8 protein-coding genes and 1 pseudogene are annotated in these 17,054 nt (G+C 65.3%); 6 read left to right on the forward strand and 3 right to left on the reverse strand.

Features of this window, described 5'->3' with window-relative positions; translation table 11 throughout:
• Nucleotides 1–66: 66 nt before the first annotated feature.
• Nucleotides 67–675, forward strand: a complete 609-nt coding sequence (locus AC4BCN_RS22030; protein WP_338679373.1) for a hypothetical protein — start codon at nucleotides 67–69, stop codon at nucleotides 673–675.
• 128 nt (nucleotides 676–803) lie between these two features.
• A complete protein-coding gene (locus AC4BCN_RS22035) occupies nucleotides 804–1,832 on the forward strand; it encodes an acyl-CoA dehydrogenase family protein (protein ID WP_338679374.1) in 1,029 nt (342 codons plus the stop codon).
• 72 nt (nucleotides 1,833–1,904) lie between these two features.
• Here AC4BCN_RS22035 and AC4BCN_RS22040 read toward each other — a convergent pair whose 3' ends face one another.
• The gene (locus AC4BCN_RS22040) at nucleotides 1,905–8,768 is read right to left on the reverse strand and encodes an IPT/TIG domain-containing protein (RefSeq protein ID WP_338679375.1); all 6,864 of its coding nucleotides are present in this window, start codon (nucleotides 8,766–8,768) and stop codon (nucleotides 1,905–1,907) included.
• A gap of 356 nt (nucleotides 8,769–9,124) precedes the next feature.
• Here AC4BCN_RS22040 and AC4BCN_RS22045 point away from each other — a divergent pair.
• The 4 genes and pseudogenes from AC4BCN_RS22045 to AC4BCN_RS22060 form a co-directional block, all read left to right on the forward strand.
• A pseudogene (locus AC4BCN_RS22045) lies at nucleotides 9,125–9,268 on the forward strand (phage tail protein); the annotation flags it as partial.
• A gap of 99 nt (nucleotides 9,269–9,367) precedes the next feature.
• On the forward strand, nucleotides 9,368–9,625 hold the full coding sequence (locus AC4BCN_RS22050) for a phage tail protein (RefSeq protein ID WP_254798449.1): 258 nt from the start codon (nucleotides 9,368–9,370) through the stop codon (nucleotides 9,623–9,625).
• A gap of 29 nt (nucleotides 9,626–9,654) precedes the next feature.
• Nucleotides 9,655–10,188, forward strand: coding sequence for a phage tail protein (locus AC4BCN_RS22055; protein ID WP_338679376.1), 534 nt, complete (start codon nucleotides 9,655–9,657; stop codon nucleotides 10,186–10,188).
• Between the two features lie 48 nt (nucleotides 10,189–10,236).
• A complete protein-coding gene (locus AC4BCN_RS22060; RefSeq protein ID WP_034752121.1) occupies nucleotides 10,237–10,770 on the forward strand; it encodes a phage tail protein in 534 nt (177 codons plus the stop codon).
• Between the two features lie 63 nt (nucleotides 10,771–10,833).
• Here AC4BCN_RS22060 and AC4BCN_RS22065 read toward each other — a convergent pair whose 3' ends face one another.
• Both AC4BCN_RS22065 and AC4BCN_RS22070 read right to left on the reverse strand, forming a co-directional pair.
• Nucleotides 10,834–11,127 carry a DUF6916 family protein gene (locus AC4BCN_RS22065; RefSeq protein WP_235194233.1) on the reverse strand — a complete coding sequence of 98 codons (294 nt, stop codon included), beginning with the start codon at nucleotides 11,125–11,127 and terminating at the stop codon, nucleotides 10,834–10,836.
• A 165-nt stretch (nucleotides 11,128–11,292) separates the two neighbouring features.
• Entirely contained in the window at nucleotides 11,293–16,905 is a 5,613-nt protein-coding gene (locus tag AC4BCN_RS22070; protein ID WP_338679377.1) for a putative Ig domain-containing protein, read from the reverse strand.
• Between the last annotated feature and the right edge of the window lie 149 nt (nucleotides 16,906–17,054).

Below are 17,054 nucleotides of genomic sequence, written 5' to 3' on the forward strand. Positions count from 1 at the left end.
GATCCATCCTTTTATACTGTTGCCGCGTCTACGGCACGCATGCTTGCCGGAATAAAAGGATGGAGCATGAAAAAATTCGTGGCAATATTCCTGACATCAAGCACGGCACTGCTGGCTGGCTGCGGCGGTGGCGGCAGCAGTGACCCAGGCAATTCCAATGCCGGCTCGACCCTGGCACCCTACGTCGGTACCTGGCAAGCGCCGTGCGACGAACATGAACGCCAGACCATGGTGGTCGCAGCCAAGGCCGATGGCAGCGGCGCGATGGAACTGACCTCCACCATCGAAACCTATCTCAAGACCGGCTGCAGCGGCACCTTGCTGGGCACGGAAACCATGACCGCAAAGATGAGCGCGACACCGGATGGCGTGGCCGACGTTCTCGTCAAACTGACGGAGAACGGGGCAGCGAGCAATGTGCGCATCGACAAGCTGAATCTGTCCATGCCCGCCTATACCTTCAACGTCACGGGACCTGGCGTGCAATACGTGAAGAAAGATGGCAAACAGCAATGGTGCATCGAATATGAAGGCGGCTCCACTTGCCTGCTCGACGAAGGCATGCGCCCGGCGCAAACCATCAAAGGCGGCATTCTCTTGCGCGACAACAAGCTCTACACCTTCTCGCATAACGGTAGCAGTTATGAGCCCGACATGCTGTACGTGAAAAAATAAGCGCGTGACTGGCTGCGGGGCCCACGGCCATGCTGCTTCATGGCCTCGAGCCCGTCAGCGAGGGTAGGTGTAGAATCGAACAGACATTGCAAAAGCAGAAAGCTATCCTGTTAAAAAAGGAGCTTGCCATGTCGACCAACGCTTTCTCCCTGCCGTCCGACGCCGCACTGGCCACCCTCTTGCCGCCGCAGGACAGCGCCCTCCCCTCCATCGACGGCTTGCGACGCCTGCGCGACGCGGGCCTGGACCAGCTGCCCCTGCCCGGCCACGGCGCCACCCTGCGGCGCTGGCAAATGCTGGCCGCCATCGCCGCCATCGACCTGTCCCTGCTCAAGCTGTACGAAAGCCATACGGATGCGCTGGCCATCCTGGCGGAACTCGGCGGCCCCGGCGCGCCGGCTGGCAGCAGTTGGGGCGTCTGGAGCGCGGACATGCCGGACGCGCGCGTGCGCTTGCGGCAGATGGCCGATGGCCGCCATGTGCTCGACGGACGCAAGGCCTGGTGTGCAGGCGCACATGGCCTCAGCCATGCCTTGATCAGCTGCTGGAACGACGCTCACCAGGCTTGCCTGGCCACCGTAGAGCTGTCGCAGCCCGGCGTGCGCGTCACGGACGAAGGCTGGCAAGCCATCGGCATGCGCGCCTGCGCCAGCGTCGACGTGACCTTTTCCGCTGCGCGCGTCTTTCCCGTCGGCGCGCCAGGCGCCTATCTTGAGCGGCCCGGCTACTGGCATGGCAGTGCCGGCATCGCGGCCGCGTGGTATGGCGCCGCCTGCGCCATCGCCAGCCATCTGCATGCACGCGCGCAGCACGCCGCCCCCGATCCCGTGCGCCTGGCGCAATTGGGCCAGATCGACTGCGCCCTGCGCGCGGCCGGCGCTCTGCTGCGCGAAGGCGCGGCGGAAATCGACCGACATTCGCAACGCGATGCGATGGCCCTGGCGCTGCGCCTGCGCCTGGCCGTGGAAGACGCGGCCACCCTGGTGCTGCACCTGGCCACGCGCGCGCTGGGTGCCGGTCCCCTGTGCCGCGATGCCCATTTCGCGCGCCTGGCGGCCGACCTGCCCGTCTTCCTGCGCCAGAGCCATGCGGAACGCGACCAGGCCGTGCTGGGCGGCATCGTCGCCGGCGCGGAAGAACATCCGTGGATGCTGTGACACGCACGGGCAAAAAAATCGCCGGACCGGATGGACTCCGGGCCGGCGATCAGGACTAGTCTGACTGGATGATTACTTGAGCGGCATCGCGATACCGAACATCACCGACTGGGTACGTCCGCTATCGATGTTCAGATTGCTGTTGTAGTCCAGCGTGATGGTCATGCCGTTCGACAGCAGCAATTTCACGCCCAGCCCCGCCGCCCAGTTGCCCGTCTGCTGCGGCACCGTGCGGATCACGTACACGGGGCCGTCGGCCACCAGGTCGGCATATGCCAGGCGCGCGTCGTCGGCGCCCTGGAACTGGTGCCGGTACTCGAGCCGCGCGCGCGGGAACCACGTGCCCAGGCCGCCCACATAGATGCCCTCGGCCCGCACACCGAGCGCGCCGATGCGCGAACGCACGGTCTGCTTGAAGTAGCTCAGGGCGTTGATGCCCGCCGCCTTTTCCGTGTACGGATCGAGCTTGGCCGACATCAGTTCCACGCGGCCGTACGGCGACCACATCCAGGTGTCATGGCGCATCTCGATACCGCCGACGACTGCGCCGAACACCTGCTTGCCGTCGCGCTCGCCCGTGGCGAAACCGCTGCCATCGGCGAGGTAGCGCGATGCGTCGTACTGCAAGGTGCCGTAGCCGAGCACGCCGTCAAGGAAGACGCCCTTGCTCGGACGCAGGCTGCCATACACGGCCGCCACGGCGCTGTCGGCCGTGCTGCGGCTGCCGTTCTGGCCCACGTCGCTGCGGTCATGGCTGAAGCCGGCGCCCACGCCCACGGTCGCCAGGTCGCTGAGGCGGTAATCGCCGCCCACGCTCACGCCGTTGGTGCGGAAACGGAAGCCCGTGTCGCGGCCATTCACATAGTGCTGGCCGAAGTCGACCGCGCCACCGAGCCACAGAGCCAGCGCCTGCTTCTGCGTGTCCGGCTTTTGCGGCATGTCCGGCAAGCCGCTGGTAGCGCCGCTGACGTCCATCTGCTGCCGCTCGCCACTGAAACCAGCGCCTGGCTGGCGCAAGGCCGCCTTGCGCATGAACGGTTTGACGGCCGTGCCGAACACGCGGTCCGCTTCATCCGCCTGCCAGCGCGCCAGCGCCGCCGTCGGATTGCCGCTGTCGTTCGGCGGCGTCAGGCTCAGGCCGAAGCTCGAACGTCCCCAGCCATCGCCATGCAGGCTTTCCAGGCGCTGCGTGAAGTTCGACAGCTGCGCACTGGCGAAACGCCGCGCCGCATCGGCTTGCGCCGCCTGCAGGCCGATCACTTCCGGATCGACCGACGGGTCGCGCCGCGCCGTCACCGTCACGTTGACCACGCCCGGTTTCGACGTGGCAAAGGCATTGCTCAGGGTGTAGCTGACGACCGCCGCGCCGGCGAACTTGCCCGAGGCCGCAAAGCTCAGCTGGTACGACGGCTTGCCGGCCGTGCCCACATCGCGCACCACCACCTTGCCCGCTTCGGCCGGCGCCACGCTCAGCACATTCGCCGCCGTGAACGGACCGCCCGTGGCGCCCGCCGTCAGGTCGACAGTGACCGTCAGGCCGGCCACCACCGTGACGCTCTGGCTGAGCACTTGCGGCATCGGATTGACGGTGATGGTCGACGTCACCGGCGCCGAGGTGCCGAACGCGTTCGACACGGTGTAGCCGATGCGGATCTCGCCGCTGGTATTGATGCCTGGTGTGTAGACGATGTCCATGCCATTGACCACCGCCGTGCCGCTGGCCGGCTGCGTCGTGATGGCCACCACCGTGAACGGCCCGCCCGTGGCGCCTTGCGTCACGGGCAAGGTCACCGGCGTGCCGGCCAGGACCGTCGCCGTCTTGGCGACAGGTACGGGGACCGGTTGCGGCGCCACCGTCACGCTGACCGTGGCGGGGGCGGAGGTGCCGCCCGGTCCAGTCGCCGTGTAGCTGAAGGCATCCGGGCCGAAGTAGTTCGCATTCGGCACATACGTCACCTTGAAAGAGCGACCGCTGCCGCCCCCCGCCGCGCCGCTCGACACCACCGTGACGGTGCCATGCTGCGGCGGCGTGACGATGGTCACCGCCGTGATCGGGCTGCCATCGGTGGAAGCGATGGTCAAGCTCACTTCCTGGTTGGCCGAGGTCGTCGCCGTTTCATTCGGCACCGGCGGCGGCGCCTGGTTCACCTGCAGGGTCAGCGCTTGCTGCACCATGAACTGGTGCACATCCTTCGCCTGCAAGGTAAAGCTGTAGCTGCCCGCCACGGTCGGCGTGCCACTGACGATGCCGGTCGCCGCATCGAGCGCCAGGCCGGTCGGCAAGGCGCCGCCGCTCACGGCATACGCATACGGCGCCACGCCGCCGCCGGCCGTGAAGGCCTGGCTGTAGGCATCGCCGGCGCGGATCGCCGCCAGGCTGGCCGGCGTCAGGGTCAAGGTGGGCGCCGCGACGGCCAGCGTATAGCTGTTGGTCGCGCTGAACGGCGCCCCCACGCCCGTGCTGCTGTCCGTGACCTTGATGCTGAACGGGAAACTGCCCGCCACATTCGTCGTGCCGGACAGCACGCCGGTGGATGCGTTCAGGCTCAGGCCCGCTGGCAGCGAACCAATCACGGCGAAGCTGTAGGGTGCCGTGCCGCCCGTCGCCGTCAGGGTCGTGCTGTAGGCCGCTTCCGCCGTCGGGTTGGGCAGGCTGGCCGGGGTCAGGGCCAGTGTTGCCGACGCCACAGGCAAGACATAGTTTTTCGTTACCGTGAACTGACGTGTATCCGTCACTGTAACGCTCAGCGCAAAACTGCCGGCTGCTGTTGGCGTACCGCTCAGTGCACCGCTGGTACTCAGCGTCATGCCGGCTGGAACGGTACCGGTGACCGCAAACGCGTATGGCCCGATACCGCCATTGGCCGTCAGTTGCTGGCTGTAAGCCGTACCAACAGTAGCGCCCGGCAAGCTGGCTGGCGAGATGCCCATCGCGGCCGTCACCGTCAAGATATAGCTTTGCGCTGCCTGGGTATTCACGCCAGCCACTGCGGCCTGCGTCGCGGTGATGTTGCTGGTCCCTGCGGCCACGGTCGTGATGACGCCAGAGCTGCTGACGGTGGCCACGCCAGCATTTGAGCTGGTATAGCTGATGGCGCCATAACTGCCGCCCGCGAGGCTGGAAGTCGCCACGTTGGTCAAGCTATTTCCCAATGGGACCGATGCCGCAGTCGGTGTTGCAAACGTGATGACGCCGGTCGGAATATACGTAAATTGATCCGCAGCGTTGCTGGCACTGGTACCACCAACCGTGGTGACTTTCACGTCTACCACGCCCAGGCTGCCCGATGGACTGGTGGCCGTGATCTGCGTAGCACTGTTGACCGTGAAGCTGGTGGCATTGGCGCCACCGAATCGCACCGCCGTGGCACCGCCAAATCCCGTGCCGGTGACGATCACGCTGGTGCCGCCGGCAATGGGACCGAAAGCGGGCGCAACACCGGCAACTGCCGGTAACGTCACATAGGTGAACTGGTCCGATGCGCCGGTGGCGCTGGTACCACCCGTCGTGGTGACGCGCACATCGACCGTGCCCGTACCGGCAGGCGCCGTCGCCGTGATCTGCGTGGCGCTGTTGACCGTGAAGCTGCTCGCCGCCGTGGCGCCAAACGTCACTGCCGTCGCGCCGGTAAAACCCGTGCCGGTGATCATGACGCTGGTGCCGCCCGCCGTTGGACCAGCTGCGGGCGACAGACCGCTCACCACCGGGGCGCCCACATAGGTGAACTGATCCGCAGCAACGGCAGCACTGGTGCCGCCAACCGTCGTGATGCGCACATCGACCGTGCCGGAACCGGCTGGCGCCGTTGCCGTGATCTGCGTGGCGCTGTTGACCGTGTAGCCGGTCGCCGCCGTGGCGCCGAAGGTCACCGCCGTGGCGCCGGCAAAGCCGGTGCCGGTAATGGTGACGCTGGTGCTACCCGTCGTAGGACCGGCCGTGGGCGACAAAGCGCTCACCACCGGTGCAGCGACATACGTAAATTGATCGGCGGCGTTGGTGGCGCTGGTACCGCCAATGGCCGTAACGCGCACATCGACCGTGCCAGAGCCACTTGGCGCCGTCGCCGTGATCTGCGTAGCGCTGTTCACAGTAAAACTAGTGGCCGCCGTGCCGCCAAAGGTGACCGCCGTGGCACCGGTAAAGCCGGAGCCGTTAATGGTGACGCTGGTGCCGCCCGTGGCCGGTCCGTTGACAGGAGAAATACTGGCGACCGCCGGTGCCAGCACGTACGTGAACTGGTCCGCCGCACCGGTGGCGCTGGTGCCACCGGTCGTGGTGACACGCACATCGACCGTGCCGGAGCCGCTTGGCGCCGTGGCCGTGATCTGCGTGGCGCTGTTGACCGTGAAGCTGCTCGCCGCCGTGGCGCCAAACGTCACTGCCGTCGCGCCGGTAAAACCCGTGCCGGTGATCGTGACGCTGGTGCCGCCCGCCGTTGGACCAGCTGCGGGCGACAGACCGCTCACCACCGGGGCGCCCACATACGTGAACTGATCCGCAGCAACGGCAGCACTGGTGCCGCCAACCGTCGTGATGCGCACATCGACCGTGCCGGAACCGGCCGGTGCCGTTGCCGTGATCTGTGTGGCGCTGTTGACGGTAAAGCCGGTCGCCGCCGTGGCGCCGAAGGTCACGGCTGTCGCGCCGCTAAAATTCGAACCGGTGATGATGACGGTGCTTCCGCCAGTAGCTGGACCTGATGTGGGAGAAATGGCGCTTACCGCCGGCGCCACCACATACGTAAACTTGTCCGCTGGGCTGATGGCGCTGGAGCCACCAGGTGTGGTAACGGTCACATCTATCGTGCCCGTGCCCGCTGGCGCCGTGGCCGTGATCTGCGTGGCGCTGTTGACCGTGTAGCCGGTCGCCGCCGTGGCGCCGAAGGTCACGGCTGTCGCGCCGCTAAAATTCGAACCGGTAATGGTGACGGTACTGCCGCCAGTAGCTGGACCTGACGTGGGAGAAATGGCGCTTACCGCCGGCGCCACCACATACGTAAACTTGTCCGCTGGGCTGATGGCGCTGGAGCCACCAGGTGTGGTGACGGTCACATCTATCGTGCCCGTGCCCGCTGGCGCCGTGGCCGTGATCTGCGTGGTGCTGTCGATCGTGAAGCCGGTCGCTGCCGTGGAGCCAAAGGTCACGGCTGTCGCGCCGCTAAAATTCGAGCCGGTGATGGTGACGGTACTGCCGCCAGTAGCTGGACCTGACGTGGGAGAAATGGCGCTTAACGCCGGCGCCACCACATACGTAAACTTGTCCGTTGGGCTGATGGCGCTGGTGCCGCCAGGCGTGGTGACGGTCACATCCACTGTGCCCGTGCCCGCTGGCGCCGTGGCCGTGATCTGCGTGGCGCTGTTGATCGTAAAGCCGGTCGCTGCCGTGGAGCCAAAGGTCACGGCTGTCGCGCCGCTAAAATTCGAACCGGTGATGGTGACGGTGCTGCCGCCAGTAGCTGGACCTGACGTGGGAGAAATAGCGCTTACCGCCGGCGCCACCACATACGTAAACTTGTCCGCTGGGCTGATGGCGCTGGAGCCACTCGGTGTGGTGATGGTCACATCCACCGTGCCCGTGCCAGGTGGTGCCGTGGCAGTGATCTTCGTGGCGCTGTCGATCGTGAAGCCGGTCGCTGCCGTGGAACCAAAGGTCACGGCCGTGGCACCCGTAAAGCCCGTGCCAGTAATGGTGACGGTGCTGCCACCGGTAGCTGGGCCTGCCGTGGGCGAAATGCTGGTGACCGTCGGCGCAGGAATATACGTGAACTGGTTGGCGGCGCCGGTGGCGCTGGTGCCGCCGCTGGCGGTGACGGTGACGTTCACGGTGCCGGCGCTGCCGGGTGGCGACGTGGCGGTCATGGTCGTGGAATTAACGACGGTAACGGCGACACCATTGTTGGTGCCAAACTTCAGCGCCGTGACGCCTGTAAAGCCAGTACCGGTAATGGTGACGGCCGTGCCGCCAGAGGCTGGGCCGGACGCAGGCGTCACGCCAGTGATGGTCGGCGGCGGCTGGGTGTTGATCACCATGGAATAGCTGCGCGAGGTGTTGTACGGTCCGTTGCCTCCCGTGACATCGGTGGATTTGATCACAAAATTATAGGTGCCCAGCGCGGTGGGCGTACCCGATAACAAGCCGCTGGAGGACAGGCTCAGGCCCGGTGGCAAACTGCCCGACTCCACCACATACGTATAGGGCTCGGTGCCATTTGCGGTCGACATCTGCTGGCTATACGGCGTCGCCAAGCCTCCCGCCGTCAGGACGGTAGGCGTGATGGACAGGGTCGGTATGGCGACCGTCACGGAATAGTTCTTGATGACCACCTGCGGCGTGCCTGCGGTCGCATCGGTGACCTTGATGCCAAAGGCAAAGGAGCCGGTAGCCTTCACAGTACCGGAAATCACGCCGCTCGACGACACGGTGATGCCAAGGGGCAAAGTGCCGGAATCCAACGCGTAATTGTAGGGAGCCGCGCCGCCGCTCGCCGACATGGTCTGGCTGTAAGGTGTGCCGATCACGGGCGCCGTCAAACTGCCCGGCGACACAGTGAATGCATTAGCAGCGGGCAAGACGGTCACATTAAAGGTGATCTCTCCTTGCGACTCATCGAGCAGCACAAACGTATCGGACAGCGCGCCATCACCATTATTGGTATAGGTTGCCTTGTTATCCTGATTGTTGGTGAGACCGGTAATCGTGCCGTGCAATGCTGTCGCGCCATTATCGTTCAGGCCGAAGGTGTTGCAGCTCGACAGGTCGATGACATACGAAGCGCCCGAGGCGACGGTAAAACTCTGCGGGGTAGGACAGATAAGGCTCGGACCTGCCGCCAGCGCGGGAGTCGCACCGAACGCCAGCATCAGCAAGCACAGCGCAGCGAACCACTGCCCGAGACGGCAAGCTAACAACGTCCCGCTGGCGCCGCGATCCGACATTCGTTTCCGATTTCCAGCAAACAAGGCGAGCAGAAAAGAAAGTGCCGGACGGCCGATGATGTCGTTGCAAATACGCGACATAGTTTCTCCAATACAGAGTTTTTCAGACAAAAATGAAGGTGATTTCAGGCCGTCAGCGCTGCCCATTCCGGGCTCTTCTACAGTGCCAACATATGTTGACGCTTGCCATATGACAACGTATGCTACTCCGAGATTTCAATAAAGTAACTATAACAAAAAGGGTTTTTTAAAACGCAACATTGATTGCAAATGGAAAATATTATTCATTTGCCATTGAGCTGCATTCCAACCGTGGGAGAACGATGATGGCTGATGTGTACCTAGGACAAATCATGATGGGCGGCTTCAATTTTGCGCCGCGTGGCTTTGCAGCATGTAACGGGCAATTGCTGCCCATTGCGCAGAATCAGGCGCTGTTTGCACTGCTGGGTACCGCTTACGGGGGGAACGGCAGTAACACCTTTGCCTTGCCTAACTTGCAAGGCTGTACCCCGGTTGGCGCGGGTGCTTCGGTCGATGGCGCGTGGCAACCATCGCCATACCAGACCGGTACGCGGGCGGGGCAGGAGGCTGTCACCTTGCTAGCGACCCAAATTCCGCCGCACACGCATGCGGCCAATGCGGTGACGACGCCCGGCACCTCGAAAAACCCCACCAATACCCTGTTTGGCGGCAGTGGCGCGGAATCCATCTACGGTTCGGCGGGGCCGCAAGTGACCCTGTCCAGCCAGACCTTGGCGTTGGCCGGCGGCAACCAGGCGCATCCCAACATGCAGCCGTTCTCGGTCATTAACTTCAATATCGCCTTGAGCGGTATCTTCCCGTCGCGCAACTAACGAATCCGCCACTCTTACGGAGCATAGTCATGACCACACCCTATGTCGGCGAAATTCGCCTGTTTGCCTTTTCCCGCATTCCCAGCGGCTGGTTCGCCTGCGACGGCAGCCTGAAATCGATCGCAGAGAATGAAGTCCTGTTCGCCCTGCTGGGTACCACCTACGGCGGCGACGGCGTCAACACCTTCGCCGTGCCCGACCTGCGCGGCCAGGTCCCTCTACACATGGGTACCGGCCCCGGCCTGAGCAACCGTCCCCTCGGGCAACGAAGCGGCAGCGAATCGGTGACCCTGCTGCCGACCCAGCTTCCTTTGCATACGCACCCGTTCAGTGTGAACAGCACCCTGGCGACCTCGAACGTGCCGGCGGCCAACCTGCTGCTGACTGCCCCGTCGAATAACGACAAGATGTACACGAGCGACCTGACCGGCCTGACCGCCTATGCACTGGCACCGGCCGCCACGGGCGCGACAGGCGGCAACCTGCCGCACGAGAACACCATGCCAACCCTGACAGCGTCCTTTTGCATCGCATGGGCAGGCATTTTCCCATCGCCGCAATAACAGCCGGCACGCAAGCGCAGCCCCTAAAATCGATCAGGAGAACCTACCGTGACCTCACCATACCTTGGCGAAATACAAGTCTTCGGCTTCAATTTCACACCCTACGGATGGGCCAGCTGCAATGGCGCCACCCTGCAGATACAGCAATATTCGGCCCTGTTTTCCTTGATCGGCACGCAGTATGGCGGCAATGGCACCACCACCTTCCAGTTGCCCAACTTCACGGGACGCGCGCCGTGCAGCCAGGGCCAGGGGCCGGGCCTGACACCGCGCGTGATGGGCGAGACCTTCGGCACCAACAGCGTCACGTTGAACACCACGGAAATGCCGAACCACGCCCACCAACTCAATGTGTACCGCCAGCCCACCGCCGCCCTGCAGCACAACACACCGCTTCCGGGCGATGGCTTGATTGCGCTTGGCGGCACGTCCGCGTTCGTGCCGGCAACGCCACCCAATGTATCGCTGTCCCCGACCGCGATCGGTAGTGCCGGTGGCGGCCAGGCGCACGAAAACCGCCAGCCGATGCTGGCGGTGAATTTCTGCATCGCGCTGCAAGGCGAATTCCCGTCATTCGACTAAGTTGGGTTCATCCAGGCAGGCGGCGCCAGCGCGGTGCCGCCCTGCCCTTCTCGCGTACCGGCCTCAGTTGAACACCGCCTGGTACAGAAAGCCGTGGCTGTCACGCGCCACCGGCACCAAAAAGATACCCACCTCGCCAAACGCCTCATGCTGCATCTGGAAGATTTTCTGGCTGAACAGGATGGGGGAGCTATGGTGAAACAGCAGACTGAACGGCTTGCGCATCAAGCCCTCCAGGGTCGCTGACGGCAGCGGCTGCACTTCCTTCAGGACAAAGGCGGCATTGCCGTCACTGGCCGCAATAAACGTCTCGTTGATGCGCGCGGCAAAATGTTCAAGGGTCAGGACAGTCATCATTCCAGGCATTCCATTCCGTAAGCAGTGTGGTGAAGACGATGCCTGATTCTAATGGAATCATTGCCGCCCTGGCACGGCAATGACATGAAAAAACAGACGCCACATGCGCCGCGGGGCGGAAGCACCGGCTCCCGCCCTGCGGCGTCACTTCCTTGATTCACAACGCTACTTGAGCGGCATCGCGATACCGAACATCACCGACTGGGTACGTCCGCTATCGATGTTCAGATTGCTGTTGTAGTCGAGGGTGATGGTCATGCCGTTCGACAGCAGCAGCTTGACGCCCAGCCCCGCCGCCCAGTTGCCCGTCTGCTGCGGCACCGTGCGGATCACGTACACAGGGCCGTCGGCCACCAGGTCGGCATACGCCAGGCGCGCATCGTCGGCGCCCTGGAACTGGTGCCGGTACTCGAGCCGCGCGCGCGGGAACCACGTGCCCAGGCCGCCCACATAGATGCCCTCGGCCCGCACACCGAGCGCGCCGATGCGCGAACGCACGGTCTGCTTGAAGTAGCTCAGGGCGTTGATGCCCGCCGCCTTTTCCGTGTACGGATCGAGCTTGGCCGACATCAGTTCCACGCGGCCGTACGGCGACCACATCCAGGTGTCATGGCGCATCTCGATACCGCCGACGACTGCGCCGAACACCTGCTTGCCGTCGCGCTCGCCCGTGGCGAAACCGCTGCCATCGGCGAGGTAGCGCGATGCGTCGTACTGCAAGGTGCCGTAGCCGAGCACGCCGTCAAGGAAGACGCCCTTGCTCGGACGCAGGCTGCCATACACGGCCGCCACGGCGCTGTCGGCCGTGCTGCGGCTGCCGTTCTGGCCCACGTCGCTGCGGTCATGGCTGAAGCCGGCGCCCACGCCCACGGTCGCCAGGTCGCTGAGGCGGTAATCGCCGCCCACGCTCACGCCGTTGGTGCGGAAACGGAAGCCCGTGTCGCGGCCATTCACATAGTGCTGGCCGAAGTCGACCGCGCCACCGAGCCACAGAGCCAGCGCCTGCTTCTGCGTGTCCGGCTTTTGCGGCATGTCCGGCAAGCCGCTGGTAGCGCCGCTGACGTCCATCTGCTGCCGCTCGCCACTGAAACCAGCGCCTGGCTGGCGCAAGGCCGCCTTGCGCATGAACGGTTTGACGGCCGTGCCGAACACGCGGTCCGCTTCATCCGCCTGCCAGCGCGCCAGCGCCGCCGTCGGATTGCCGCTGTCGTTCGGCGGCGTCAGGCTCAGGCCGAAGCTCGAACGTCCCCAGCCATCGCCATGCAGGCTTTCCAGGCGCTGCGTGAAGTTCGACAGCTGCGCACTGGCGAAACGCCGCGCCGCATCGGCTTGCGCCGCCTGCAGGCCGATCACTTCCGGATCGACCGACGGGTCGCGCCGCGCCGTCACCGTCACGTTGACCACGCCCGGTTTCGACGTGGCAAAGGCATTGCTCAGGGTGTAGCTGACGACCGCCGCGCCGGCGAACTTGCCCGAGGCCGCAAAGCTCAGCTGGTACGACGGCTTGCCGGCCGTGCCCACATCGCGCACCACCACCTTGCCCGCTTCGGCCGGCGCCACGCTCAGCACATTCGCCGCCGTGAACGGACCGCCCGTGGCGCCCGCCGTCAGGTCGACAGTGACCGTCAGGCCGGCCACCACCGTGACGCTCTGGCTGAGCACTTGCGGCATCGGATTGACGGTGATGGTCGACGTCACCGGCGCCGAGGTGCCGAACGCGTTCGACACGGTGTAGCCGATGCGGATCTCGCCGCTGGTATTGATGCCTGGTGTGTAGACGATGTCCATGCCATTGACCACCGCCGTGCCGCTGGCCGGCTGCGTCGTGATGGCCACCACCGTGAACGGCCCGCCCGTGGCGCCTTGCGTCACGGGCAAGGTCACCGGCGTGCCGGCCAGGACCGTCGCCGTCTTGGCGACAGGTACGGGGACCGGTTGCGGCGCCACCGTCACGCTGACCGTGGCGGGGGCGGAGGTGCCGCCCGGTCCAGTCGCCGTGTAGCTGAAGGCATCCGGGCCGAAGTAGTTCGCATTCGGCACATACGTCACCTTGAAAGAGCGACCGCTGCCGCCCCCCGCCGCGCCGCTCGACACCACCGTGACGGTGCCATGCTGCGGCGGCGTGACGATGGTCACCGCCGTGATCGGGCTGCCATCGGTGGAAGCGATGGTCAAGCTCACTTCCTGGTTGGCCGAGGTCGTCGCCGTTTCATTCGGCACCGGCGGCGGCGCCTGGTTCACCTGCAGGGTCAGCGCTTGCTGCACCGTGAACTGGTGCACATCCTTCGCCTGCAAGGTAAAGCTGTAGCTGCCCGCCACGGTCGGCGTGCCACTGACGATGCCGGTCGCCGCATCGAGCGCCAGGCCGGTCGGCAAGGCGCCGCCGCTCACGGCATACGCATACGGCGCCACGCCGCCGCCGGCCGTGAAGGCCTGGCTGTAGGCATCGCCGGCGCGGATCGCCGCCAGGCTGGCCGGCGTCAGGGTCAAGGTGGGCGCCGCGACGGCCAGCGTATAGCTGTTGGTCGCGCTGAACGGCGCCCCCACGCCCGTGCTGCTGTCCGTGACCTTGATGCTGAACGGGAAACTGCCCGCCACATTCGTCGTGCCGGACAGCACGCCAGTCGTCGTATTCAAACTCAGGCCGACGGGCAAGGTACCCACCACGGCATAGCTGTAGGGGGCCGTGCCGCCTGTTGCCGTCAGGGTCGTGCTGTAGGCCGCTTCCGCCACGGGATTGGGCAAGGTGGCCGGGATCAGGCTGACGGCGGGCACGCCCACGGTGACCATCACGGTGGCCGGTGCCGAAGTGCCGCTGCCATTCGTGGCCGTATAGGTAAAGCTGTCGCTGCCCCCGTAGCCCGTCGTCGGCGTGTAGCTGATGCTCGTGCCGCTGGCCGTCGCCGTGCCATGTGCGGGTGGCGATGCCACGGCCACCGAGGCCGCCGCGCCGCCGCCCAGGTTCAAGGTGATCGGATTGGCGCTGCTGCCGTAGGCCACCGTCGTGGTGACGGCGCCGGCGACAGGCACGGCGACCGCCACCGTACCGGAATAGGCGCGGACACCGGTATATGGTCCGCTACCGCTGCTGCTGTCCGTGACCATGATGCTGAAGCTGTACGCACCCGCCACCGTCGGCGTGCCGGACAGGGTACCGTTCGCCGCCAGGGTCAAGCCGGTGGGCAAACTGCCGGCAGTGACGGCATAGCCATGCGGCGACGTGCCGCCAGTGGCGGTGACGCCCTGGCTGAAGGCGACGCCGGCCGTCATGGCAGGCAAAGCCGCCGGGGCGACGCTGATCGCTGGCACTGCCACGGTCAGCGAGTACGCCCGCGTACCGGCATACGGACCGCTGCCCGTCGAACTGTCCGTGGCAAGCACGGTAAAGTTGAAGGTACCGCCCGCCGTCGGCGTACCCGCCAGCAGACCGGCATTGGACAAGGTCACGCCGGTCGGCAAGGCGCCGGCGCTGATCGCGTAGGTGTATGGTGCCAGACCATTTGCGGCCGTCAGGGTCTGGCTGTAGGCCGTGCCTACTGTGGCTGCAGGCACCGTGGTCGGCGCCAGCGTCACGCTCGGCGTGCCCACCGTGATCGTCACCGTGGCCGGCGCCGAAGTACCGATGCCGTTCGATGCCGTGTAGGTAAAGCTGTCTGACCCGCCGTAACCTGCCGTCGGCGTATAGCTGATGCTGGTGCCACTGGCCGTCGCCGTGCCGTGCAACGCAGCGGAAGCGATGGCCACCGAAGTTGCCGCACCGCCGCTCAGGCTCAAGGTGATCGGATTGGCGCTGCTGCCATACGCCACCGTGGGGCTGACATTGCCGGCAACGGGTGCACCGGCAGCTACCGTGCCGGAATAGGCGCGTGAGCCCGAGAACGGAGTACCTGCGCCAGTGCTGCTATCGGTCGCGGTGATGGTAAAGCTGTAAGCTCCGGCCGCCGTGGGCGTGCCGGACAGGGTGCCGTCCGCCGCCAGGGTCAAGCCGGTGGGCAGGCTGCCGGCCGTTCTGGCATAGCTGTACGTGCTGGTTCCCCCGCTGGCGGTAATCGTCTCGGTGTAGGCAACGCCGGCTGTCATCACCGGCAAGGTCGATGGCTCGATGCTGATCGCCGGTGCCGTCACCGTCAGCGAGTACGCCAGCGCGCCAGCATACGGGCCGCTGCCCGTCGAACTGTCCGTCGCAAGCACGGTAAAGTTGAAGGTGCCAACAGCCGTCGGCGTGCCCGACAGCAAACCGGTGGCAGTATTCAGGCTGACTCCGGCCGGCAAGGTGCCGGCGCTGATGGTGTAGGTGTACGTGCTGGTTCCGCCGCTGGCGGTAATCGTCTGGCTGCCGGCAACGCCAGCTGTCATTGCCGACAAGGTCGCCGGCGCGATGGCGATGGTTGGCGCGGCCACCGTCAGCAAGTAGCCCTGCGTCGTGGAGAACGGACCGCTGCCGGGCGAGCTGTCCGTGGCGCGCGCGGCGAAGTTGAAAGTGCCACTCGCCGTCGGCGTGCCCGACAGCAAACCGGTAGACGTATTCAGGCTGATACCGGCCGGCAAGGCGCCGCTGGTGATCGCGTAAGTGTACGGCGCAGTGCCGTTCGCAGCGGACAGGTTCTGGCTGTAGGCCATGGCGATAGTTGCGCCAGGTACGGTGGGCACCAGCGTCACCTCCAGCGCATTGACTATGACCGCCACGGTGGCGGCTGCGGAAGTGCCGATACCATTGCTGGCCGTATACGTAAAGCTGTCGAGACCGGCATAGCCGGCCGCCGGCATATAGGTGATGCTGGTACCGTTGGCCGTTGCCGTGCCATGCAAAGCAGCAGACGCCACGGCCACCGAAGTTGCCACGCCGCCGCTCAGGTCGAGCGTGACCGGGTTGGCGCTGCTGCCGTAGGCCACCGTGGCGCTGACATTGCCGGCAACGGGCGCACCGGCTGCTACCGTGCCGGAATAGGCGCGCGCGCCCGAATAGGGGCCGGCGCCGGTACTGCTGTCGGTGGCGGTGACGGTAAAACTGTAGGCACCGGCCGCCGTGGGCGTGCCGGACAGGGTGCCGTTCGATGCCAGGGTCAAGCCTGCGGGCAGGCTGCCGGCCGTTCTGGCATAGGTGTACGTGCCGGTTCCGCCGCTGGCAGCTATCGTCTGGCTGTAGGCGACACCGGATGTCATTGCCGGCAGGGTCGTCGGCAGGATGGCGATGGTGGGCGCGGAGACCGTCAAGGTATAGGCGCGCGTGCCATTGACGGCCAGCGAGTCGGTGGCGCGCACGGTGAAGTTGAAGGTGCCGCCCGCTGTCGGCGTACCCGACAGTACACCGCCGCCACTCAAACTCATGCCAGCCGGCAAGGCGCCAGCGCTGATGGCATAGGTGTACGGCGCCGCGCCACCCGTCGCCGTCACGGTTGTCGTGGAGTAAGGCTGGGCCACCGTGGCATTCGGCACGGTGGCCGGCGCCAGCACGATGGCGGAGGTGATCGTGACGTTGTACACGATGGGCTGCCCCACATCGTCCCTGACGGTAAACGTGTCCGAGGTCGCGCTGAGATTGGTATTCCGGTAGCGCACGGCATTCGTGGCATTCGAATCTTCCAGCGTGCCATACAGCGGCGCCACCAGGGTGCCCGTCAGGCCGAACTGGGAGCAAGGCGCATTGGTGTAATCCTCATAATACTCTCCCCCCGCGACGATGCTGACGGCGCGCGGGCTCGGGCAGGTGCTGGCGGCGGAAGCCTGGCTGGATAAGAGGGAAAGCAGGACAAACAGCAGGGTTCCAGCGAGGCGCATCAGCCACGATGGCACCAGGGTCTGGGCAGCCGGTGCGCCAGGGTTTCCGGCAACGAGACAATCAACAGCCCGGACAGGCGTGTTTAACCATCCAAATTTCATGAAATTTAGAAACATTTGTCTTCCCTCGATACATTTATCCTGGCGCT

The organism is Janthinobacterium sp. Bl 1 (assembly GCF_058215535.1).

Coding starts and splice junctions, on each gene's coding strand:
- AC4BCN_RS22035 (WP_338679374.1), top strand. CDS start 804: ATGTCGACCAACGCTTTCTCCCTGCCGTCCGACGCCGCACTGGCCACC.
- AC4BCN_RS22055 (WP_338679376.1), top strand. CDS start 9,655: ATGACCACACCCTATGTCGGCGAAATTCGCCTGTTTGCCTTTTCCCGC.
- AC4BCN_RS22070 (WP_338679377.1), bottom strand. CDS start 16,905: ATGCGCCTCGCTGGAACCCTGCTGTTTGTCCTGCTTTCCCTCTTATCC.
- AC4BCN_RS22065 (WP_235194233.1), bottom strand. CDS start 11,127: ATGATGACTGTCCTGACCCTTGAACATTTTGCCGCGCGCATCAACGAG.
- AC4BCN_RS22030 (WP_338679373.1), top strand. CDS start 67: ATGAAAAAATTCGTGGCAATATTCCTGACATCAAGCACGGCACTGCTG.
- AC4BCN_RS22040 (WP_338679375.1), bottom strand. CDS start 8,768: ATGTCGGATCGCGGCGCCAGCGGGACGTTGTTAGCTTGCCGTCTCGGG.